General features: G+C 34.1%; 17 protein-coding genes. All 17 read right to left on the minus strand.

Annotated elements, in window-relative coordinates; translation table 11 throughout:
- Nucleotides 1-51 precede the first annotated feature (51 nt).
- The 17 genes from SH09_RS06675 to sucD all read right to left on the minus strand — a co-directional run bounded on the left by SH09_RS06675 (nt 52) and on the right by sucD (nt 23,070).
- Nucleotides 52-4,368 (minus strand): PolC-type DNA polymerase III, encoded by a 4,317-nt coding sequence (locus tag SH09_RS06675; protein ID WP_042738848.1) that lies wholly within the window; start codon nt 4,366-4,368, stop codon nt 52-54.
- Between the two features lie 439 nt (nt 4,369-4,807).
- Nucleotides 4,808-6,508, minus strand: coding sequence for a proline--tRNA ligase (locus SH09_RS06680; RefSeq protein ID WP_042738849.1), 1,701 nt, complete (start codon nt 6,506-6,508; stop codon nt 4,808-4,810).
- Between the two features lie 28 nt (nt 6,509-6,536).
- Nucleotides 6,537-7,823: an RIP metalloprotease RseP gene (gene rseP / locus SH09_RS06685; RefSeq protein ID WP_042738850.1), complete on the minus strand. Its 1,287-nt coding sequence runs from the start codon at nt 7,821-7,823 to the stop codon at nt 6,537-6,539.
- Nucleotides 7,824-8,128: 305 nt separating this feature from the next.
- On the minus strand, nt 8,129-8,911 hold the full coding sequence (locus tag SH09_RS06690; RefSeq protein WP_042738851.1) for a phosphatidate cytidylyltransferase: 783 nt from the start codon (nt 8,909-8,911) through the stop codon (nt 8,129-8,131).
- A gap of 9 nt (nt 8,912-8,920) precedes the next feature.
- Complete coding sequence (locus SH09_RS06695) at nt 8,921-9,694, minus strand: isoprenyl transferase (protein WP_042738852.1); 774 nt, start codon at nt 9,692-9,694, stop codon at nt 8,921-8,923.
- Between the two features lie 225 nt (nt 9,695-9,919).
- A complete protein-coding gene (frr, locus tag SH09_RS06700; protein ID WP_042738853.1) occupies nt 9,920-10,474 on the minus strand; it encodes a ribosome recycling factor in 555 nt (184 codons plus the stop codon).
- A 16-nt stretch (nt 10,475-10,490) separates the two neighbouring features.
- On the minus strand, nt 10,491-11,213 hold the full coding sequence (gene pyrH / locus SH09_RS06705; protein ID WP_042738854.1) for a UMP kinase: 723 nt from the start codon (nt 11,211-11,213) through the stop codon (nt 10,491-10,493).
- A 133-nt stretch (nt 11,214-11,346) separates the two neighbouring features.
- Complete coding sequence (gene tsf / locus SH09_RS06710) at nt 11,347-12,225, minus strand: translation elongation factor Ts (RefSeq protein WP_042738855.1); 879 nt, start codon at nt 12,223-12,225, stop codon at nt 11,347-11,349.
- A gap of 92 nt (nt 12,226-12,317) precedes the next feature.
- The gene (gene rpsB / locus SH09_RS06715) at nt 12,318-13,106 is read right to left on the minus strand and encodes a 30S ribosomal protein S2 (protein ID WP_042738856.1); all 789 of its coding nucleotides are present in this window, start codon (nt 13,104-13,106) and stop codon (nt 12,318-12,320) included.
- 274 nt (nt 13,107-13,380) lie between these two features.
- Nucleotides 13,381-14,154, minus strand: coding sequence for a GTP-sensing pleiotropic transcriptional regulator CodY (codY, locus tag SH09_RS06720; protein ID WP_042738857.1), 774 nt, complete (start codon nt 14,152-14,154; stop codon nt 13,381-13,383).
- Nucleotides 14,155-14,178: 24 nt separating this feature from the next.
- On the minus strand, nt 14,179-15,582 hold the full coding sequence (hslU, locus tag SH09_RS06725; protein WP_042738858.1) for an ATP-dependent protease ATPase subunit HslU: 1,404 nt from the start codon (nt 15,580-15,582) through the stop codon (nt 14,179-14,181).
- Between the two features lie 146 nt (nt 15,583-15,728).
- Nucleotides 15,729-16,271 carry an ATP-dependent protease subunit HslV gene (hslV, locus tag SH09_RS06730; protein ID WP_042738859.1) on the minus strand — a complete coding sequence of 181 codons (543 nt, stop codon included), beginning with the start codon at nt 16,269-16,271 and terminating at the stop codon, nt 15,729-15,731.
- Nucleotides 16,272-16,274: 3 nt separating this feature from the next.
- Nucleotides 16,275-17,165: a tyrosine recombinase XerC gene (gene xerC, locus SH09_RS06735; protein WP_042738860.1), complete on the minus strand. Its 891-nt coding sequence runs from the start codon at nt 17,163-17,165 to the stop codon at nt 16,275-16,277.
- A 117-nt stretch (nt 17,166-17,282) separates the two neighbouring features.
- Complete coding sequence (gene trmFO, locus SH09_RS06740) at nt 17,283-18,590, minus strand: FADH(2)-oxidizing methylenetetrahydrofolate--tRNA-(uracil(54)-C(5))-methyltransferase TrmFO (RefSeq protein ID WP_042738861.1); 1,308 nt, start codon at nt 18,588-18,590, stop codon at nt 17,283-17,285.
- A 161-nt stretch (nt 18,591-18,751) separates the two neighbouring features.
- Nucleotides 18,752-20,818 (minus strand): type I DNA topoisomerase, encoded by a 2,067-nt coding sequence (gene topA, locus SH09_RS06745; protein ID WP_042738862.1) that lies wholly within the window; start codon nt 20,816-20,818, stop codon nt 18,752-18,754.
- Between the two features lie 196 nt (nt 20,819-21,014).
- Nucleotides 21,015-21,887, minus strand: coding sequence for a DNA-processing protein DprA (gene dprA / locus SH09_RS06750; RefSeq protein ID WP_042738863.1), 873 nt, complete (start codon nt 21,885-21,887; stop codon nt 21,015-21,017).
- Between the two features lie 277 nt (nt 21,888-22,164).
- On the minus strand, nt 22,165-23,070 hold the full coding sequence (sucD, locus tag SH09_RS06755; RefSeq protein ID WP_042738864.1) for a succinate--CoA ligase subunit alpha: 906 nt from the start codon (nt 23,068-23,070) through the stop codon (nt 22,165-22,167).
- Between the last annotated feature and the right edge of the window lie 12 nt (nt 23,071-23,082).

Genomic DNA, 23,082 nt, shown 5'->3' on the forward strand with positions numbered 1-23,082 from the left:
TTCTTTTACTTTTGAAAAAGTGGACACAACATTATGTTAAGTGATTCCTGCTTACATATCAAATATAGATAATTGCGCTTTATCGGGTAAATTTGGTAAAGAACCCAATTCATCTAGGTAATCAATAACTTTTTGTGATAATCCGGCCTTTTTGTTTAAATCTTCTTTAGATAAAAATGGTCCTTCATCTCTAGCTTCCACAATTCTTTGAGCAACGTTTTCACCTAAGCCTGGAACCGAAATGAATGGTGGAATTAATGTGTCACCTTCAATAATAAATTCAAATGCTTTACTTTTCTCTAAACTGATTGGTTGCATTCTATAGCCTCTTTGTGCCATTTCATTCATTATTTCTAATACAGTTAAGGTATCTTTTTCCTTTTTAGCTAAATCCATATAACGTGAATACATATCTTTAACAGTGTTACGGATGCTAACTTTATCTTTAATCATTGTTATTAAATCAAAGTCTGACGCTCTCACTGTAAAGTAACTTGCATAATAATACAATGGGTGATGTACTTTAAAGTATGCTATACGAACAGCCATCAAAACATATGCAGCAGCATGTGCTTTCGGGAACATGTATTTAATCTTTCTACATGAATCTAAATACCAATCTGGCACTTCATTATCCACCATAGCTTCAACCATATCATCTGTTAGACCCTTACCTTTTCGGACAAATTCCATAGTCTTGAAGGCAAGCGACGGCTCTAAGCCGTTATACATTAGATAAACCATAATATCGTCACGACAACAGATAACACTAGATAAATCACATGTGCCTGAGCGTATTAAGTCTTGTGCATTACCTAACCATACATCCGTACCATGGGACAGACCTGAAATTCTTACTAATTCTGAAAAACTAGTCGGCTTCGTGTCCTCAAGCATTTGTCGAACAAATCCAGTACCAAATTCTGGCACCCCGAATGTTCCCGTCTTACACAGAATATCATCAGCAGTTACACCTAAAGGATCTGGTGAGCTAAATATTCCCATCGTTTCTTTATCATCAACTGGAATCGTCTTAGGATCAATACCAGATAAATCTTGAAGCATTCTTATCATTGTAGGATCATCGTGTCCAAGGATATCAAGTTTCAATACATTATCATGAATAGAATGGAAATCAAAGTGCGTCGTCATCCATGATGATGATTGATCATCTGCTGGGAATTGAACCGGTGTAAAGTCATAAATATCCATATAATCTGGTACAACAATAATACCACCTGGATGTTGCCCAGTTGTCCTTTTAACACCTGTACAACCTTTAACTAATCGGTCTACTTCGGCGCCTCGTTTGTGAATTCCTTGGTCGTTTAAATAACCTTTTACAAATCCGAAGGCAGTTTTTTCAGCAACAGTACCAATTGTACCTGCACGGAATACTTTATCTTCACCAAATAATACTTTGGTATAATTGTGTGCTTCTGGTTGATATTCACCACTAAAGTTCAAGTCAATATCAGGTACTTTATCACCTTTAAATCCTAAGAACGTTTCGAAAGGTATGTCTTGTCCCTCTTTAATTAAATCACAATCACAGTGTGGACATTTTTTATCCGGTAAATCAAACCCTGAACCTACAGAACCATCATCAAAGAATTCACTTTCCTTACATTGAGGGCAAATATAGTGTGGCGGCAATGGATTTACTTCTGTAATTTCGGTCATTGTCGCAACAAAACTAGATCCAACCGAACCACGTGAACCAACTAAATAACCGTCATCTAATGATTTTTTTACCAAGCGTTGCGAAATCAAATAAATTACTGCGAAACCATTACCGATAATACTTGCCAATTCTTTTTCGAGCCTATCAATAACAATTTGTGGTAGGTCTTCACCGTAAAGTTTTTTAGCATTAGAATAACTTAGTTCACGTATTTCTTCATTGGCTCCATCCATACGTGGTGTATATAATTCATCTTTAATCGGAACTACACGTTCGATACGATCAGCTAATTCATTCGTATTTTTCACAACAATCTCATATGCTGTCTCTTCACCTAGGAAATGTAGTTCATCGAGCATTTCATCTGTTGTTCTAAAATGTGCTTCAGGTAACGTAGATCGATTTAGTGGATTCCCAGGCTGTGATGCAATCAATATTTTTCGAGCAATACTATCATGTTCAAATAGATAATGCGCATTGCCTGTAGCGATGACTGGAATTTGGTTTGTTTGACCTGCTTGTAATAAACGTTGATAAATTTCGTGTAGCGTTTCGTTGTCTCTAACCAATTCTCTATCAATTAAATCTTGGTACAATGCTGGTGGTTGTACTTCAATAAAATCATAATATTTCGCAATTCTCTCTACTTGAGATTGATCCTTTTGCATTACCGCAGTAAATACTTCACCTTCGTCACAAGCAGAACCAACAAGTATTCCTTCACGATATTCGTCTAGCAAAGAACGTGGAATTCTTGGCGTTCTATAGTAATAATGGACCAATGATTCACTAACGATTTTAAAGAGATTTTTCAAACCTTGTTGGTTTTGTACAATAAGTGTTACATGGTTTGGTCGCGCTCTTTTATATGCATCTTCATTGGAGAGTGACTGATTAATATCTTTATGGTTATTAACACCTAATTCCTCTAATTGCTTTAACATTTTAATGAAGATATATGCCGTTGCTTCTGTATCATAAATGGCTCTATGGTGTTGTGTCAGTTCAACGCCATACTTTTTAGCCAAGAAATTCAAGCCATGTTTACCATATTCTGTATTAATCGTACGTGATAACTCTAAGGTATCAATTACACCATTAGTTGATTCACCTAAACCAACATGTTCATATCCTGTATCAATGAAGCCCATATCAAATGAAGCGTTATGAGCTACAAATATTGCATCTCCAACCCATGCTTTAAATTCTGTGAGTACTTCTTCAATTTCAGGTGCATCTATTAACATATCATCCGTAATATGCGTTAGATTGATAATTGTTTCTGATAATCTTTCATGTGGATTACTGAAACGTTCAAATTTATCAATAATTTCGCCATCTTTGACTTTAACTGCAGCAAGTTCAATGATTTTATCATATTGGTTTGATAGCCCTGTTGTTTCCACGTCAAATACAACATATGTAGCAGATTTCAAGTCACAATCAAATGGTTTATAAGCAATAGGAACACCGTCGTCAACGAGCATGCCTTCCATACCATAAATCATTTTAATGCCGTTTTTTTCTGCGGCATTATGAGCGTCTGGAAATGCTTGAACAACATTATGATCTGTTACAGCAATTGCTTTATGTCCCCATTTTGCAGCTTGCTCTACATATGCAGAGATATTAGGAATACCATCCATTTGGCTCATTGATGTATGTAAATGGAATTCAACTCTTTTATCCTCAGCTTTATCTTGCTTTGGATTCTTTTTAATTTCTTCAATATCCGACATCATCATCACTAGATCACGTACGAATGTATCCTCTTCAATTCTTCCTTGTGCACGAACCCATTTTCCGACACTCAATGCTTTAAAATGATCTAAATCATCTTTATTTTTACGTGTAAACATTTTTAGTACTAATGAATCTGTGTAGTCAGTTACCTTTAGTTCTACGATATGACGACCACTCTTCAATTCTTTTAAGTTAATATCAAAGATAACACCTTCAACAGCTACTTTGAATTCTTCTTCGACTATTGATTCTATAGAACGAACATTTTCAATTTGAATTGGTTTACCAATTTGACATTTCGTTACATTACTTTCATTGTTGTCTTGTTGTTTTGCCTTTTCAGCTTTCATTTTTTCTAATTTTTCTGTTGCTTCACGCGCACTTTGCTCATCTTCTTGTTGAATATGTGCCTCGAGTGAAGCCAAATCATCTTCAGTACCAACACTATCTGTTTCAAAGATAATACCGCTGATATCAAAACCACATTGCTGATACGCTTTAATCAAACTACCGTTACATGCCTTATCAAAATGGTTACGCTCAACATCATTTTGACACATGACCTTCAAGACATCACCAGACATAATCAATTTCTTTTGCTTCAATTGTCCTTTAACTTTTGGTGATAACTTAGTTTGATCAATACAATAACTAAAATATTTAATCGCATACTCATCTTGATTTGCTTTATTTTGAATAGTAAAGTTACAACTTACTTTAGCTATAGATTTAAATTCTTCTTGAATGGCATTAATAAATAATAAATAGTTTTCTATAGATAAAAAGTACGGGAATGTAATTTGAAATATCCAAGAACGATCTGCCGTCGATACATCAACTCGATTTAATTCACTTTGCTCAAGAAATTCTGAATCTAACTGATTCGCAATCTTAATTTGATCAGCTAAGACTTTGAATTTTTCCTGATTTGTCATTGCCATGACGATTACCACCTTACTTTGTATTACACTGTTTTTATTTTTCTCTCAATGACGGTGTATGTATTTTTTATCATTCTCTATATTATAACGCATTTACCTATATTTCTAATATATAAATGCATCACTTTTAAAAATTCCCACAATTCATAAAAGTGGCGCAATGCATAGTATGAAACATAGTAATTCATAGAAAAGAGAGTGGAATCGAAATCTCTGGGTATATCAGATTTCTTAGTCCACTCCCTATTATGCATTTCTTGTGTTGAGCTAATCATAAATTAGCGTCTCAATTCAGATCTGTACGCTCATTTCTATGCCTTATAACAATTTGATTTATTATATGTTTTAAAATCTAATGCTATTTAATCGTGCATATTATTTCTAATTTCTCTATCATATAAACGGTTAAATTGACTTATTAAAATGCCAAATAATTTAATTAAAGTTTCGTATATAAATCATTCACATAATTAATTAAATCATTCACATGTATCTCTTCGCTTTCACCATTGTCTCTACGTTTAACTTCAACAATACCTTCGGCAGCATTTTTACCGACAACGACTCTAATTGGTAATCCAATTAAATCTGCGTCGTTAAATTTAACACCTGCGCGTTCTTTACGATCATCATACAACACGTCGAAATGTTCAGCTAATTGTGTATATAAATCATCACCTAATTCACGCTGATCATCTTTCTTTGGATTAATCGTAATCAAATGTAAATCAAATGGAGTAACTGATTTTGGCCAAATAATACCATTTTCGTCGTTATTTTGTTCAACGATAGCACTTAACGTTCTTGATACACCAATACCATAACAACCCATTAATAATGGTTTTGCTTTACCTTGATTATCTAAAAACGTAGCATTCATTGACTCTGAATACTTGGTACCTAATTTAAAGACTTGTCCTACCTCAATACCTTCTGCGAATTTAGCAGCACCAGATCCGTCCGCTAATGCTTCACCTTCTAATATAAATCTGAAATCTCCAAAAGCAGTAACATTAAAGTCACGATCTAAATTTGCATTCAATAGGTGGTAACCATCTTCGTTTGCACCAACAACAATATTATTTAAATCTTGGATATAGTTATCTGCGTAAACTTTAATTTCTTTATCAGTAACTGGTCCTAATGAACCTGGTTTTGCCCCCAATAAATTAACAATTTCAGCTTCTGTAGCTAATTCAATATTGTCTGTCTCAAAATAAGCCTTTAATTTAATATCATTAATTTCATGGTGACCACGTACCAAGACCATGATAAATTCACCATCAACTTTAAATACCATAGATTTAGTAATTTCATCTAATGGTTTCTCAAGAAAGTCTGCCAACTCTTTTGCTGTATGAATGTTTGGCGTTTCAATTTTTGATAACGGTTGAATTTCATCATGTTTTTCATTTGGTACATAAACAACTTCAGCTTTTTCAATATTTGCGGCATAGTCACTTTGTTCACTATAGACAATCGTATCTTCACCGATTTCACTTAATGCCATAAATTCATGTGTATGACTACCACCAATTGCACCAGAGTCAGCCACTACTGGACGTGCATTGATACCAACACGTTTAAATATACGACCATAAGCATCATACATATCATTATATGATTCATCTAAAGATGCTTCATCTGCATGGAATGAATATGCATCTTTCATGATAAATTCACGTCCACGTAATAATCCAAAGCGTGGGCGCTTTTCGTCTCTAAATTTCGATTGAATTTGGAATAACGTCAATGGTAATTGCTTATAAGATTTCAATTCATCTCTAACAATTGATGTAACAACTTCTTCGTGTGTTGGACCTAATGCAAATCCTCGTCCATTACGATCTTGTAAACGCATAAGTTCAGGACCGTATGCATCCCAGCGTCCAGACTCTTCCCAAAGTTCTGCTTGTTGTAATGCAGGCATTAAGATTTCCACTGCATCGATACGTTCCATTTCTTCTCGAACAATACTTTCTATATTATTTAATACTCTTGCTGCTAGTGGTAAATAGCTATAAATACCACTTGTACTTTGTTTAATTAACCCCGCTTTTAATAATAAACGATGGCTTAGTGCTTCAGCACCAGAAGGAACTTCTTTCATCGTTGGTATAAATACTTTTGATTGTCTCATTACTTTGTTTGCTCCTCTCTAATCTACATTATAAGAAATAGCGTTGGATATCATTCCAAGTCACTAAGACCATAATTATCAATACAAATACCGCACCAATTGCAATAATTGTTGTTTCTGCCTTTTTATTAACTGGCTTTCTAAAAATTGCTTCGTAAATTACAAATAAAATTCGGCCACCATCAAGTGCAGGAATAGGTAGTAAATTCATTAAACCTAAGTTAACACTCAATAATGCAGTCCACGAAATTAAATTTATAATACCAGTTTTTACAACTGAATCCACATTGTGATATATACCCACAGGACCATTTAACATATCAAATGAAAATTGACCCGTGAAAATACTGGCAATCATACTTAAAATTGCAGTAAAGATTAATTTACCTGCAAATATTGTTCTTTCAATACCAGAGACAATTGGTTTAAATAGCGAATGTTCGGTTCCAGGTTGATAGCCAAGTATATATTTTGTCTCAGACTGTGTTTTCGTCATTTTTTGTTCTACTTTTTTAGGCTTAACTTCAACCGATTTCTCTTTCCCATCGCGTTCTACCGTAACCTTTGTTTTCTGATCTTTCACATTGGCCATCGCTTTATCTATATCATCTTTATTTTTGATATCATAGTTGGCTATTTTAGTGATTTTATCACCAGATTGTAACCCTGCTTGTTGGGCAGGTGTATGATCAAAAACTTTATCTATACTATTTGTAGGCGTACCTTGATAATAAGCCAGTCCGATAAAAATAACTAAAGTAAGTAAAAAATTAAATAATGGACCTGCAAATAAAGTTAAAAACTTTTGGTAAGGCTTTTTATATGTGAATTGACGATCTTTAGGTGCAATTTGAATCAAGCTACCATTTTCCACAAAGAAAGCTTTTTTAGCGATTTGATAATGGTGACGTTCTTGATCATGAGCTGTGACACCTTCAATGTATAAGCCTTCACTAAAATCACATTGCTTTACTTCAATTGCTTCGATTTGTTGGAATTTATGTTGATCGTCTAATATGATATGCGTTATTTCGTTATTATCATTCACTTTGATTTTAACATGCATTCCAGGTTGTACAGGTGATTCTTCTAAACCATCACCCGCCATTCGAACATAACCACCAACTGGCAATAGTCGAATTGTATATAACGTTTCATTCTTTCTGAAACTAAATATTTTGGGACCCATACCAATAGCAAATTCGGGGCACATAATTCCTGCTCTTTTGGCAAAGAACATATGTCCATATTCATGAACGGAAACCAGTACACCAAATACGATGATAAAAGATATTATTGTTACTAGAAAACTCAATTCAATACACCTCATATTTTTCGATATAAATTAATTATTGTGACGTTGTTACCATCTTTAAACATTTAATTACATATTATTGTTTCTTAAGCATTACTCAAGATTATAAAAGTATAACACAACTCTACTTTACGTTACACATAACTATACCAATTCGATATGATCTAATTTTTAACATAGATTTTCTAACCTTGTGAAAAGGAGTTAAGAAACAATTTCACCTAATTACTTAGAAATTAGGATCCATTATTCATTAACTCCTGTAAAAGATATATCTATTTTACGTGTAAATCTATAATTTAAACTTACATTTGAATAAGGAAAATATTTAATAATGGTAATACAAACATAAAGCTATCAAATCTATCGAGAATACCACCGTGACCAGGTAAAATTCGGCCGGAATCTTTCACACCAAAGTGACGTTTAAATCCAGATTCAACTAAATCACCTAACTGACCAAACATACTTAGTATCACTGTAAGAATTAATAATAACCATGTCGCAATATCAAAGTCCACAAACATAATCATAATTAATGGAACAATTAAACTACAAATCAAACCACCAATAAAACCTTCGATTGTCTTATTAGGACTAATTACAGGCCACAGCTTATGTTTACCCATTAGGCGACCAAAGATATATGCTCCTGTATCAGTTAACCATACCACTAAAAAGGCAAATAATATGTAATGTATACCTTCTGATCGTGTTTCATATAAGTACATAAATCCAATACCAACATATGCAATTGACATTAAACAGAAGGCTGCGTCCATAAAACTAAATCTATTTTTCGACAATACTGTATAACTTAATAGAATGAAACTCATTGCAATTAATGATTTAAGTTGTAAATCATTAACCCATGTACCAGCATCTTGTGGCAACATAATAATAAGCACACCTAATGCACTTATTATACCTGGAATTGATAAGAACTTAATCATATTCATATTTAGCAATTCTTTTAAACCGATAAAAGCAAGTAAATATGAAAATAAAATTAAACTAAATCCACCTTTTAATAAAATTGGAAGGAAAATGATCAGCGCAATAATTGCTGTTAAAGTTCTAACTTTCATACTTTTCTCCTAACTATCTATAACCCCGCCAAATCGACGTTGGCGTGATTGATAAATTTTAATACAATTTATTAACTCTTCTTTGTCGAAGTCGGGCCACAATTTTTCATTGAAAATAAATTCACTATATGATGCTTGCCAAATTAGGAAATTACTAATTCTTTGCTCTCCTGAAGTTCTAATTAGCAATTCCGGATCTGGATAACGATGTGTCATTAGGTGTTTTTCTATCATTGCTTCATTAATCGAATCACTTGTAAGTCCCTCATTAGATAATTCATCGAATATTGTTTTCATACTCTGCACAATTTCTGCACGACCGCCATAGTTCAATGCAAAGATTAAACGTAAGCCGGTGTTGTCTTTCGTTTCTTCAATCGCTTTATTGATAGCTTTTAATGTTGAATCTGGCAAGTGTTCCATAAAACCAATTGTTTCAACTTTTACATTTTTTTCAATCAATTCTGGTAAAAATGTTTTCAAGAAATTAACAGGTAAATTCATGATATAGTTAACTTCACTTTTAGGTCTAGACCAATTTTCTGTAGAAAACGCATATAACGTTAAGTATTTAATACCTAAATCACTAGCTTCTCTAGTAATTTCTTTAACTGTTTGCATACCTTGATAATGACCCTTGATGCGAGGTAACTTTCTTTTTTTTGCCCATCGACCATTTCCGTCCATTATGATTGCAACATGTTCTGGTATATTATGTAAGTCTATTTCAGAATTTAATTGCTGTGATTGTTTCTTTTTCTGTTTATTTAACTTTTTAAACATGGTATTTCCTCCGAGCTTGCGTCTCTCTGTTTATTATAATAGGTTCACGATACATTTATCTACCATTTTATCATAATAGATAAGCACGTTGAATAAACAAATAAAAAAACTGTACCAAAGTCCTATTTGATACAGTTCAGATAAAATTATGCATTGCTATAATAATTATGATGACATGCTTACGCAATATGCTCATAACTTAGAATAAATGCATTCTTACCATGTTTATACTGACATTATATCTTTTTCTTTTTCGTCTAATAGTTCATCTACTTGTTTAATAGAATCGTCAGTTAACTTTTGAACATCCTCTGTTTGAGATCTTAAATCATCCTCAGTGATGTCGCCATCTTTTTGTTGTTTTTTAAGTTCGTCATTAGAATCACGGCGAACATTTCTAATTGCAACTTTAGCATTTTCACCGATTTTTTTAACGTCTTTAACTAATTCTTTACGACGCTCCTCAGTTAATGCTGGTACACTAATACGAATTACTTCACCATCACTTGAAGGATTAACACCAAGATTTGCAGCATTAATTGCTTTTTCAATATCAGCAACAGAAGACTTGTCATATGGAGAAATCACTAATAAACGTGCTTCTGGCACATTGATGCTTGCTAATTGTTGAACTGGTGTAGGTGCACCATAATAATCAACTGTTACTCCGTTTAATAAATTAGAATTGGCTCTACCTGCACTGATATTAGCTAATTCTCTTGATAGATTATCAATAGATTTTTTCATTTTTGACTTTGTGTCTTGAAGAATGTCACTCATTGTCATACACTCCTAATTATTTTGTAATTAAAGTTCCTATTTTTTCGCCCATTACAGCACGTTTAATATTACCTTCTTCTGTAATTGAAAATACATTTAATGGAATATTATTATCCATACAGAATGATGATGCTGTTGAGTCCATTACTTGTAAACCTTCTTGTAACATTTGAATATGAGTAAGGTGTTCATATTTGACCGCGCTTGAATCTACTTTAGGATCTGCAGAATAAACGCCATCAACGTTATTTTTACCCATCAAGATAACATCAGCTTCAACTTCCGCTGCACGTAAAGCTGCAGTTGTGTCAGTAGAAAAGTATGGATTACCTATTCCAGCTGCGAAAATTACAACACGTTTTTTCTCTAAATGTCTGATTGCACGGCGTCGAATGTATGGTTCTGCTACTTGTTTCATTTCAATTGAAGTTAAAACGCGCGTATCACATTCTAGTTGCTCTAAACTGTCTTGTAATGCTAATGCATTCATTACAGTAGCTAACATACCCATATAATCCGCTGTACCACGATCCATACCGAGGTCACTACCTGTCTTACCTCTCCAAATATTGCCGCCACCAACGATGACTGCAATTTCGCAATCCATCTTAGCAACTTCTGCCACTTGTTCAGCAACACTTTTTATAATGATTGGATTAATTCCAAAACCATCCTCACCTGCTAGTGCTTCGCCACTTAATTTTAAAACAACACGTTTGTATTTAGAAGTTTGAGCCATTGTCTTATCCTCTCTATTGTAAAAATATGTAATTGATACAAGTAAAGAAGACACAATAGGTCTTCCAATACAAAAGTAAATCTTTCATATGGAGCACAAAAGGTGTCTTCTTTCTTGTTCAAGCTATGAAAAATTATTTCATTTGTCCTTTAACTTCGTCAGCAAAGTTTTCTTCGCGTTTTTCCATTCCTTCGCCTACTTCATAACGTACGAAGTCAACAAGTTTTCCACCTTTAGATTTTAAGAAAGCTTCAACTGTTTGATCAGGATCTTTTACAAAGTTTTGGTCAACTGCACAAATTTCTTGTAAATATTTACGTAAACGACCTTCTACCATTTTTTCAACGATATTTTCTGGTTTACCTTCATTTAATGCTTGTTGTTTTAATACTTCTCTTTCGTGAGCAATTTCATCTTCACTTACTTGTTCAGATGAAACATATTTAGGATTGATTGCCGCAATGTGCATTGCTACATCTTTTGCTGCTTCAGCATCAGTAGAACCTTCTACTACTGTTAATACACCGATACGTCCACCCATGTGTAAGTATGAACCGAATGAATCGTTGTCAGTTTTTGTTCTCACAGCAAAACGACGAATGCTTAATTTCTCACCGATTGTAGAAATTGCTTCTTTCATACGTTGGTCTACTGTTTCACCACTTGGTAAAGTAGTTTCTAATAATGCTTCAACTGAATCAGCTTTAGATTCTAATACTTGGATAGCAATTTCTTTAACTAAGTTTTGGAAACCTTCGTTACGTGCAACGAAGTCAGTTTCTGAGTTGATTTCAACAATTGCTGCTTCGTTTCCTTTCTCCTCAACATGTACTAGACCTTCTGCTGCAATACGATCAGATTTTTTAGCTGCTTTTGCAATACCTTTTTCACGTAGGTAGTCAACTGCTTTATCAATATCTCCATCAGTTTCTGTTAACGCTTTTTTACAGTCCATCATACCAGCGCCAGTTTTTTCACGTAATTCTTTTACAAGTTTAGCTGAAATTGCCATTTCATATTCCTCCATTATTAATGAATTTTAATAAATTTATCTTAAAAAAAGGTGATAAGCCTATTTATCTTATCACCCATTTTACATTATTCTTAGTTTGATTCAACAGAAGTGTCTTCTTCAGTTGTTTCTGCTTCAGTAGCTTCTTTAGATTCTTCTAAATCAATGTTTTGTTCAGCTGCTACTTCTTCATTTGATACACCTTGTTGACCTTCTAAGATTGCATCTGCCATTTTACCAGTTAATAACTTAACGGCACGGATAGCATCATCGTTAGCAGGGATAACGTAATCAATTTCATCAGGATCACAGTTAGTATCCACGATACCTACGATTGGGATGTTTAATTTACGTGCTTCAGCAATTGCGTTGCGCTCTTTACGAGGATCAACAACGAATAATGCTTGAGGCATTGATTTCATATCACGAATTCCGCCTAAGAATTTAATTAAACGGTCATATTCTTTTTTAAGTTCTACAACTTCTTTTTTAGGTAATACTTCGAATAGGCCATCTTCTTCCATTTTTTCAATTTCAGAGATACGTTTAATACGTTTAGAGATTGTTTTATAGTTAGTTAAGATTCCACCCAACCATCTTTGGTTAACGTAGAATTGACCAGAACGCTCAGCTTCAGCTTTAACTGATTCTTGAGCTTGTTTCTTCGTACCAACGAATAAAACTTTACCGCCATCTTCAGAAATTTGTTTGATGAAGTTATAAGCTTCTTCTACTTTTTTCACTGTTTTTTGTAAGTCGATAATGTAAATACCGTTTCTCTCAGTGAAGATATATCTTTTCATTTTTGGGTTCCAACGGCGTGTTTGGTGACCGAAGTGAACACCTGCTTCTAGCAATTGTTTCATTGAAATTACTGCCATGATTAAATTCCTCCTATTGGTTTTCTACCTCCATAAAAAGCTCATACAAACACGATAATGAATTATCGCACCGTTTATACTTTCACTTCTTATGTGTGTATTGGCTTTATAGCCGTGAATAAATATATCACATTTGTATTTATAAAGCAACTATTTCATTAGTTGAATTATGACATAAAAAAAGAACGTGTTATAACAATGAACGAAATTTATAACACGCGTTCAACCTAGTCAATTCTCACGTTCTTTTTTTATATACAACATTAAATTCTTTTTATTTAAAACGATCTAATTCGTCTAAGAACTTATCTTTTTTAACTTTAATGAAAGTACCTTTCATACCGAGTGAACGTGACTCTATAACGCCCGCACTTTCTAATTTACGTAATGCATTAACAATAACTGATCTTGTAATGCCAACACGATCTGCAACTTTAGAAGCAATAAGTAGGCCTTCTTTTCCGCCTAACTCTTCAAAAATATGCTCGATTGCTTCACTTTCAGAATATGATAATGAGTTGATAGCCATGCTAATTGCAGCTTTATCTCGAGCTTCTTTTTCAACTTCATTATGCTTTTCTCTTAAAATTTCCATACCGATTACTGTTGCAGCATATTCACCTAATACTAGGTCATTTTCAGAGAAATCATCTTGAACTCTACCTAATACTAAAGTACCTAAACGTTCCCCACCACCTAGAATTGGGAAGATTGTCGTACGACTATCAGTAAATAGATCTTTATTTTCAGGTGGGAATACTGTGAGTACATTTTCAATGTCAATATTAGATTGTGTTTCCTTTACGTCCATTAATTGGTCTGTATACTCACTTGGGATATGACGATTTTCAAGCATTTGAATAATACGTTCATTTTTTAATAATTCGTTTAAGCTTGATCCTAAAATTTTCCCTTTTCTTGAAACGATAAATACATTTGTTACCGTTACACTACTAATCGTTTGCGCCATATCTTTGAAATCAACGGCAATTCCTTTATGCTTTTGCAAAAGTGTGTTTAATTCTCTAGTTTTCGATAATAAGCTCATATTCTTACTCCTTTGTAATTTATATTATAAAATAAATGCACTTAAATCTTTATTTGTTGAGATTGTTTTCAATTTATCATCGACATATTGTGGTGTAATATCAACCACAGCATTCGGCATATTTGGTGCTTCAAACGATAAATCTTCAAGCATTTTCTCTAAAATCGTGTGTAGTCGACGTGCACCGATATTATCCGTATCTTGATTGACTTGGAATGCAATTTCAGCTAAACGCTGAATCGCTTCGTCAGTAAAGTTCACCGTCACATCTTCTGTTTGTAACAATGCTTCATATTGTTTGATAAGTGATAATTTAGGCTCTGTTAATATGCTAACAAAATCTTCTACTGAAAGACTTTCTAATTCAACACGAATTGGAAAACGACCTTGCAACTCAGGAATTAAATCACTTGGCTTAGCAACATGGAATGCACCAGCACCAATAAACAGCATATGTTCCGTACTTACAGTACCATATTTCGTTTGAATCATGCTACCTTCAAGAATTGGTAAGATATCTCTTTGAACGCCTTGTCTTGACACATCTTGACCAGAATTTTGATTATTTGTGGCAACTTTGTCTATTTCATCAATAAAGATAATGCCCATTTGTTCTGCTAGTTCAATTGCTTCTTGGTTTGCTGATTCTTGATCGATCAATTCATCTGCAAATTCATCTGCTAATATTTTTCTCGCAGTTTTTACTGGCACTTCTCGCTCTACCTTTTTCTTAGGCAATAATTGGTTCATCATATCTTGCATTTGTTGATTTTGGTTTGTACCTAACATACCCATAGCTCCTGGGTCTTGCTCAACTTTAATGCGAACTTTTTCCTCTTCTAGTTGCCCATTTAATAATTGTTGTTTGATTTCAGAGCGTTTAGTTTTAATTTCTTCAGTTGGGGCTTCTTCCTCTTCGTCACTATTCTGTCCGAAGTTAGGCATTGCCCCTCCAAATAATGATTCCAACGGGTTGTTATTTTGGTTCGCTTTTTTCTTCATACTAGGTACTAACAACTTAACCAGTTTTTCGTTTGCTTTCTCTCTAGCTTCATCTTCAACAAGTAATTTTTTTTGTTCCTTTACTAAACGTACTGCTACATCAACTAAATCTCTAACCATGCTTTCAACATCACGACCAACGTAGCCTACTTCTGTAAATTTAGTAGCTTCCACTTTGATGAAAGGCGCACCTACAATTTTTGCCATTCTTCTAGCAATTTCTGTCTTCCCAACACCTGTTGGACCAATCATTAAAATATTTTTAGGTGCAATCTCTTGCTTTTCTTCTTCAGAGAGCAAGCTTCTGCGATATCTATTTCTAAGCGCAACTGCGACTTTACGTTTTGCATCTTCTTGTCCGACAATATATTCATTCAGACTTGAAACGATATCTTTTGGTGTTAGTTTAATACCATTCGTGTCCATATCTGTATAACCTCCATTTATGCATAATAATTAAAAAACAATAATTAAATGCCTTATCGCTATACAAGCAATTGCTTATACTTTATCCGATTTCAAATATTTTATACATTTTTATTACTATATTTAAACTATTCTGTCATTCTAATTTATAATTCCTCGACGATAATATGATCATTGGTAAACACACAAATGTCAGAAGCAACTTTCAGACTTTCATATGCCATTTCCTTTGCAGATAAATGTGTTGCATGGCGTTTCAGTGCTCTTCCTGCGCTCAATGCATAATTACCACCTGAACCAATTGCAATTAAGTCATCATCTGGTGCAATGACTTCCCCTGTTCCACTTACAACTAGTAATGATTCTTGATCCATAACGATAAGCATCGCTTCAAGTTGACGTAATTGTTTATCGCCTCTCCATTCTTGAGCTAGCTCTACAGCAGCTCTTTCCAAATTACCTCCAAATTGTTGAAGCTTTGTTTCAAATTTTTCAAATAAAGTGAAGGCATCCGCAACGCTTCCTGCAAAACCAGCTAACACTTTATCGTTGTATAAACGTCGCACTTTTCTAGCAGTATTTTTCATAATTACTTGTTCCCCAAGTGTTACCTGACCATCACCTGCCATCGCAGAATGACCATTATGTTTCACAGCATATATAGTTGTTGCATGTATAGATGTACTCATAATTTAATTCTCCTTTTTTGCACGTGGATGTGCATTTAAATAAACTTTTCTCAACTGATCATTTGTCACATGTGTATAGCGACCTGTAGTCGAAAGATTTACATGCCCTAACAGTGATTGAACTGTTCTTAAATCGGCGCCTTGATTTAACATATGCGTTGCAAATGTATGCCGCAATTTATGAGGGTGAATTTCTGTCACGCCTGCCGTTCGTTTGACAACATCATTCAACACATAACGAACGCCACGCTCTGTTATAGGCGCACCGCTCATATTTACTAACAAATAATTGTGATTTGCATTTACCTTAGGTTTATAGCTTTCTAAATATCGTTCAATACTTTGTTTACAAAATTCGCCAAAAGGAATAAATCTTTCCTTACTGCCTTTCCCTAACACCTTAACTCCGGGTAAATTCATATCTAAGTCAGACATTTGAATATTAACTAATTCCGACACCCTTATGCCAGTTGCATATAACAGTTCTAAGATTACACGATCTCGCAATCCTTTTTTGGCATCCCTTTCAACTGTATCAAATAGCGCATCCATTTCCGCTTCATAGAAAAAATGTGGTAAGTATTGTTCCTTTTTTGGATGTACGAGCTGTACGAACGGATTAGTTACTTGATCATCTTGAGTCATCCAATATTCGTAAAAACTTCTCAGCGTAGAAATTTTACGGGAAACTGTCGTTCTTTTCAAGCCTTTTGAATATAAAAAACTCAAATAATTTCTTGCATCCTTATATTCAAAGGTTGCTAAATTTAAATATTCTTGAGATAAAAATGCATTAAACTGTTCTAAGTCATCGTGATATGACTTTAAAGTATGTTCTGAAAATTGTCTCTCAACTTTCAACATATACAGGTATGCTGTTTGGATTTCTTCCAATAAAAACCCCTCCATCAATAAGTATTCTAGCATATTGTGGAAGGGGACTGCGAAAAATAACTATTAAGTTGTGGTAAATTTTCTAAATTTTCGGAAACAAACGTTGTAAATTTATTATTATAAGGTTTGTTTGTAATTATCTAAGAATGATAATGCTCTATTAGCTAACTTTTCGTAACGTTCTTTTTTATCTTTAATTCTATTTTCAAGAGATGGCAATAAACCAAAGTTAGCATTCATAGGTTGGAAATTCTTTTCATTTTTAGCATGAGAAATATAATATGCCATACTACCAATCATAGTTTCTCTTGGGAAAATAACTTCGCCTTTACCTTGTAATTTATGAGCTAAGTTAATACCTGCTACAAGTCCACTTGCAGCACTTTCAACATAACCTTCAACACCTGTCATTTGCCCTGCAAAATAAAGTGATTCTCTTCCTTTTAATTCATAAGTCTCTGTTAAAACGTCAGGTGAATTAATAAAGGTATTTCTATGCATAACACCGTATCTTACGATATCTACATTTTCTAAACCAGGCATAAGACGTATCACGTCTTTTTGGGCACCCCATTTTAAATGCGTTTGAAAACCTACAATATTATATAGCGTACCAGCTGCATCATCTTGACGTAATTGTACTACAGCAAATGGACGTTTCCCTGTCTTTGGATCTTCTAGTCCAACTGGTTTCATTGGTCCGAATAATAACGTTTTTCTACCTCGTTCTGCCATCACTTCAAATGGCATACAACCTTCAAAATATTTTTCCTTTTCAAATTCATTAACTGGAGCAACTTCAGCTGCCAATACCGCTTCATAAAATCTATCAAATTCTTCTTCTGTCATTGGACAATTAAGGTATGCCGCCTCTCCTTTATCATAACGTGATTTTAAATAGACTTTATTCATATCGATACTATCTTTTTCGATTATCGGTGCTGCTGCATCATAGAAATAAAGTTGATCTTTACCAGTAACATCTACAATTTCTTGTGCTAGATTACTCGTAGTTAGTGGTCCAGTAGCAATAATTGTGTAGCCATCAGGTATACCATCAACCTCTTCATTCAATACAGTCACATTAGGATGATTTTTTAAAGTTTCTGTAACATAACCTGCAAAGTCATGTCTATCAACCGCTAATGCACCACCTGCAGGTACTCGCGCTTTATCGGCAGCACTGATGATTAACGAATCTAATCTTCTCATCTCTTCCTTTAAAACGCCCACAGCATTTGTTAAGGCATTACCTCGCAGTGAATTGGAACAAACTAATTCTGCAAATTTATCCGTGTGATGTGCAGGTGTTTGTTTAACCGGTCTCATCTCTATTAAATTCACTTTAATACCTCTTTGTGCGAGTTGGTATGCTGCCTCTGATCCTGCTAACCCTGCTCCAACTACATTTACCGTTTGAGTCATGATAAATCCTCCAATACATTAAAATAGCAACTACGACACGTATATCATATATTATAAAAACTGATTACCACTTTTTAAAATATGTGCCGTAAGTTGCTGTTATTATAATTTTTATTTTGCGCTAATAAGGCGCTATTATGAACATACTAATTTAATTACTTTTACTTTTGTTCTTCTTCTTTGTAATCACAGTTTGAGCAGACAACCTGACTCTTTCTACCTTGTTTCTTCTCAACAAGATAGTGTTCACATTTTGGACATGCACGTCCAACTGGTTTATCCCAACTTATGAAGTCACATTCTGGATATTTAGAACAACCATAAAACAGTCTGTTTTTCTTAGACTTTCTTTCCACGACGTCCCCTTCATTACATTTTGGGCATTTCACGCCGATTGACTTAATGATTGCTTTGGTATTACGACAATCTGGGAAATTTGAACACGCCATAAATTTACCATAACGTCCCATTTTAATTACCATTGGTGAACCGCATACTTCACAATCTTCACCAGCAGGCTCATCTTTAATTTCTATTTTTTCCATTTCTTCTTCTGCACGTTCAACATCTTGTTTAAAGCTATTGTAAAAATCAGATATAACCTTTTTCCATGCAATGTCACCTTCTGCTACTTTATCAAGTAAAGTTTCCATGTTTACAGTGAAATCGACATCAATAATTTCAGGGAAATAATCTTTGACTTGTTCATGCACAATTTCACCTAATTCAGTTGGTACAAATCGCTTACTTTCATTTTTGACGTAATTTCTTTTTTGAATTGTGTCAATTGTTGGTGCATATGTGGATGGTCTACCTATTTTTAATTCTTCTAATGTTTTAACAAGACGTGCTTCAGTATAACGTGGTGGTGGTTGGGTAAAATGTTGAGAAGGTTCAATATTTGTTGCTGTTACTTTCTCACCTTCATCAATATTCGGCAATTTATTTTCTTTACCATTCTCTTCGTCATCTTTAGCTTCGACATATAATGTCATAAAACCTTTGAACTTAATCGTCTGTCCATTAGCTCTGAACTTAATATTATTTTGTGTTAAATCCAAAGCTACTGTATCTAAAATGGCAGGTGCCATTTGACTAGCTACAAACCTTTCCCATATCAATTTATATAATCTGTGTTGATCACGCGTTAAATAATCTTTCATATCTGCTGGCGTTCTCAAAGTGCTCGAAGGTCTGATTGCCTCATGGGCATCTTGGTCGCCTTGACCTTTAGCTTTTCTATTAGATGTGTAATCATTTCCATATTTTTCTTGAATGTAACCTTTTGCTTCAGCTTTGGCTTGGTCTGAAATTCTTGTGGAGTCTGTTCTCATATATGTGATTAAACCAACAGTACCCTGTCTCTTCAGATCGATACCTTCATATAGTTGTTGTGCTAACATCATTGTTTTACGAGCTTTAAAGTTTAATTTACGCGCGGCTTCTTGTTGTAGCGTCGATGTTGTAAATGGATTTGCTGGATATCTCGTTTTTTCCTTTTTCGTGACTTTAGTAACCTCAAATTGATCACCATCTAATTCCTTAGTAATCACTTCTACGTCATCTTTGTTAGTCAATTTATAAGGTTTATTTTTATAATGTAAGAATTTCGCATTGAATTTAGATTTCTTATATCTGAACTCACCTTCAATTTTCCAGTATTCTTCTGGTTTGAAGTTTCGAATTTCATTTTCACGATCAATAACAAGTCTTAATGCAACTGATTGTACACGACCAGCTGACAAACCTTTTTTCACCTTTTTCCATAATACCGGCGAAATATTATATCCTACTAATCTATCTAATACACGTCTAGCTTGTTGTGCATCAACTAAATCCATTTCTATGCCTCTTGGATGTTTAAAACTATCTTTCACAGCATCTTTTGTTATTTCATTAAATACTACTCTATTTTCTTTTGAATCTTCTAAATTTAAAATGTTCGCTAAATGCCAAGCAATTGCTTCACCCTCACGGTCAGGGTCACTCGCTAAAAAGACTTTCTTTGCTTTTTTAGCATGCTTTTTTAATTCCTTTACAACAGGACCTTTGCCGCGTATCGTTATATATTTTGGTTCATAATCATTATCATAATCTACACCCATTTGGCTTCGTGGCAAGTCTCTAACATGCCCCATTGATGCGATTACTTTGTATTTTTTACCTAAATATTTTTCAATGGTTTTAGCTTTTGCAGGCGATTCAACTATGACTAAATTTTCTGCCAAAGTAGTTACCCCCTTGCATTTCTTAATTACAAAGATAAATGATAAACGGTGTATTTTGTTTTTGTCAATGTTTTTAATTATAGAGTTACAATTTTAAAACCTTGACCTGTTCAAATTACATCATCTATACACTCTTTTTGTGATTGAATTATTTACTCAGGTTAAACTGTACTACACTTTTACTGTTTTGAGAAATTTAAATATAATCTTCTATAATATCCATTGCATTAATCACAATTTTTGCGCCTTCCTGTGCACTTAATAAATTCCCTTTAACCATTGGATCAAATATACTTCCAGGTAATATATAGACATTTCTATTTTGCTCTAATGCAAATTGTGTTGTAATTAATGTGCCACTACGCTCCATAGACTCTGTAATCAAGACACCTTTAGATATACCGCTAATAATTCTGTTACGTTGAGGAAAGTAATATTTTTTTGGTGGATCATCAGGTAAATATTCGCTTATGACAATGCCATTTTGTTCTATGTATTGACGGACTTGTGCAGTTTCCTTTGGATAATGATGATTATGACCAAACCCTAAAACAGCAATAGTTGGCATTTGCCAATACATCGCACATTGATGCGCATAACAATCAGCACCCTTTGCTAATCCAGAAACAATACAAAAACGATGAGCTTGTAATGACTGAAATAACATATCTAGTGCTTGATAGGAGTATTGAGTTGCATGTCTTGAACCAATTACGGCTAATGTATGTGGAAGAGATAGTAAGTCCGTACGTCCTCTGTAGAATAATATTAATGGAGGTTGATAAATTTCGCGAAGTATAGAAGGATAGTGACATTGGTCAATACTAACAAAATGCGTTTGACTATTGTTCAAAGTTGTTAGTATTTGTGTAATTGTTTCAGTCTGAAATTTCTGCGAGATAGTCGCTGAATGAGTGATCTTTGACATAGATAAGAATCGGGATAGTAATTGATGTTGATCATTGAACGGAGCAGTTAGAAAATGAGGAAATAATTTACATAAATTGTAGATTTGTATTGTCGATAAACCTGCAAACCTTAGCTTTAAGTATAGATAACTACGTTTCATAGTTCCCTCCTTATACTTAAAATTATATACCAAGAATGTACAAATTCAATTTACAGTTTTATGTCTTATAAGTTGAAAATTTAATCTGATTTTAAAAAGTAATTTTAAATCATTTGTAAATCGACTAATCATTTACAAACAACAATTATCTCAGAGAAAACATAGTAAAAAAATCAGTTTCTACTATTATAATAGGAGAATTGTAAATTTTAGGCACTTAAAATAGCACAAACCCCGACATACTTCGGAATTTGTGCTTATTTAGTGCATTATTAAATTATTTAACTGTTAATAATTCATCATAAATGCCAGCTTCTTTTGCTGCTTCGATTAAAGTCGTACCAATTTCAGATGGTGTGTCTGCTGTTTTAACACCACAGCTATTGAGTGTTTTAATCTTTTCATCGGCAGTACCTTTACCACCAGAAATGATAGCACCAGCATGACCCATACGCTTACCTGGAGGCGCAGTTTGTCCACCTACGAAACCAACAACAGGTTTAGTCATATTAGCTTTAATCCACTCTGCAGCTTCTTCTTCCGCAGTACCACCGATTTCACCAATCATAACTACAGCTTTAGTTTCATCGTCTTCATTGAACGCTTTTAGGACATCGATAAAGTTTGTGCCGTTAACAGGGTCACCACCGATACCTACTGCAGTTGTTTGGCCAATACCCTCTTCAGTTAATTGGTGTACAGCTTCATAAGTTAGTGTACCTGAACGTGATACCACACCTACATGACCTTTTTTGTGAATGTAACCTGGCATGATACCAATTTTACACTCATCAGCAGTAATAACACCTGGGCAGTTAGGTCCTACAACACGTGTTTTCTTGCCTTCAGAATAACGTTTCACTTTAATCATATCCACAACTGGAATATGCTCTGTAATACAAATAGCTAAGTCTAGCTCCGCTTCGATACATTCTAAAATAGCATCTGCAGCAAATGGTGCTGGTACATAAATTACAGAAACGTTCGCACCTGTTTCTGCTTTTGCTTCTTCAACTGTATTAAATACTGGTACACCTTCTACAACTTGTCCACCTTTACCTGGCGTTACCCCTGCAACAATTTGTGTACCATATTCAAGCATTTGTTTTGTATGGAAAAGGGCAGTTGACCCTGTAATACCTTGTACAATTACTTTTGTATTTTTATCAATAAATACGCTCATCTTAGTGCTCCC

The sequence above is a fragment of the Staphylococcus gallinarum genome, from assembly GCF_000875895.1.
GTDB classification, from domain to species: domain Bacteria; phylum Bacillota; class Bacilli; order Staphylococcales; family Staphylococcaceae; genus Staphylococcus; species Staphylococcus gallinarum.

Bases quoted from the DNA above. Each gene is read 5' to 3' on its own strand.
- trmFO (WP_042738861.1), bottom strand. From the start codon at position 18,590: ATGACTCAAACGGTAAATGTAGTTGGAGCAGGGTTAGCAGGATCAGAG.
- tsf (WP_042738855.1), bottom strand. From the start codon at position 12,225: ATGGCAATTTCAGCTAAACTTGTAAAAGAATTACGTGAAAAAACTGGC.
- pyrH (WP_042738854.1), bottom strand. From the start codon at position 11,213: ATGGCTCAAACTTCTAAATACAAACGTGTTGTTTTAAAATTAAGTGGC.
- frr (WP_042738853.1), bottom strand. From the start codon at position 10,474: ATGAGTGACATTCTTCAAGACACAAAGTCAAAAATGAAAAAATCTATT.
- SH09_RS06680 (WP_042738849.1), bottom strand. From the start codon at position 6,508: ATGAGACAATCAAAAGTATTTATACCAACGATGAAAGAAGTTCCTTCT.
- hslU (WP_042738858.1), bottom strand. From the start codon at position 15,582: ATGGACACGAATGGTATTAAACTAACACCAAAAGATATCGTTTCAAGT.
- hslV (WP_042738859.1), bottom strand. From the start codon at position 16,271: ATGAGTACATCTATACATGCAACAACTATATATGCTGTGAAACATAAT.
- sucD (WP_042738864.1), bottom strand. From the start codon at position 23,070: ATGAGCGTATTTATTGATAAAAATACAAAAGTAATTGTACAAGGTATT.
- SH09_RS06695 (WP_042738852.1), bottom strand. From the start codon at position 9,694: ATGTTTAAAAAGTTAAATAAACAGAAAAAGAAACAATCACAGCAATTA.
- SH09_RS06675 (WP_042738848.1), bottom strand. From the start codon at position 4,368: ATGGCAATGACAAATCAGGAAAAATTCAAAGTCTTAGCTGATCAAATT.
- SH09_RS06690 (WP_042738851.1), bottom strand. From the start codon at position 8,911: ATGAAAGTTAGAACTTTAACAGCAATTATTGCGCTGATCATTTTCCTT.
- dprA (WP_042738863.1), bottom strand. From the start codon at position 21,887: ATGAAACGTAGTTATCTATACTTAAAGCTAAGGTTTGCAGGTTTATCG.
- rpsB (WP_042738856.1), bottom strand. From the start codon at position 13,106: ATGGCAGTAATTTCAATGAAACAATTGCTAGAAGCAGGTGTTCACTTC.
- codY (WP_042738857.1), bottom strand. From the start codon at position 14,154: ATGAGCTTATTATCGAAAACTAGAGAATTAAACACACTTTTGCAAAAG.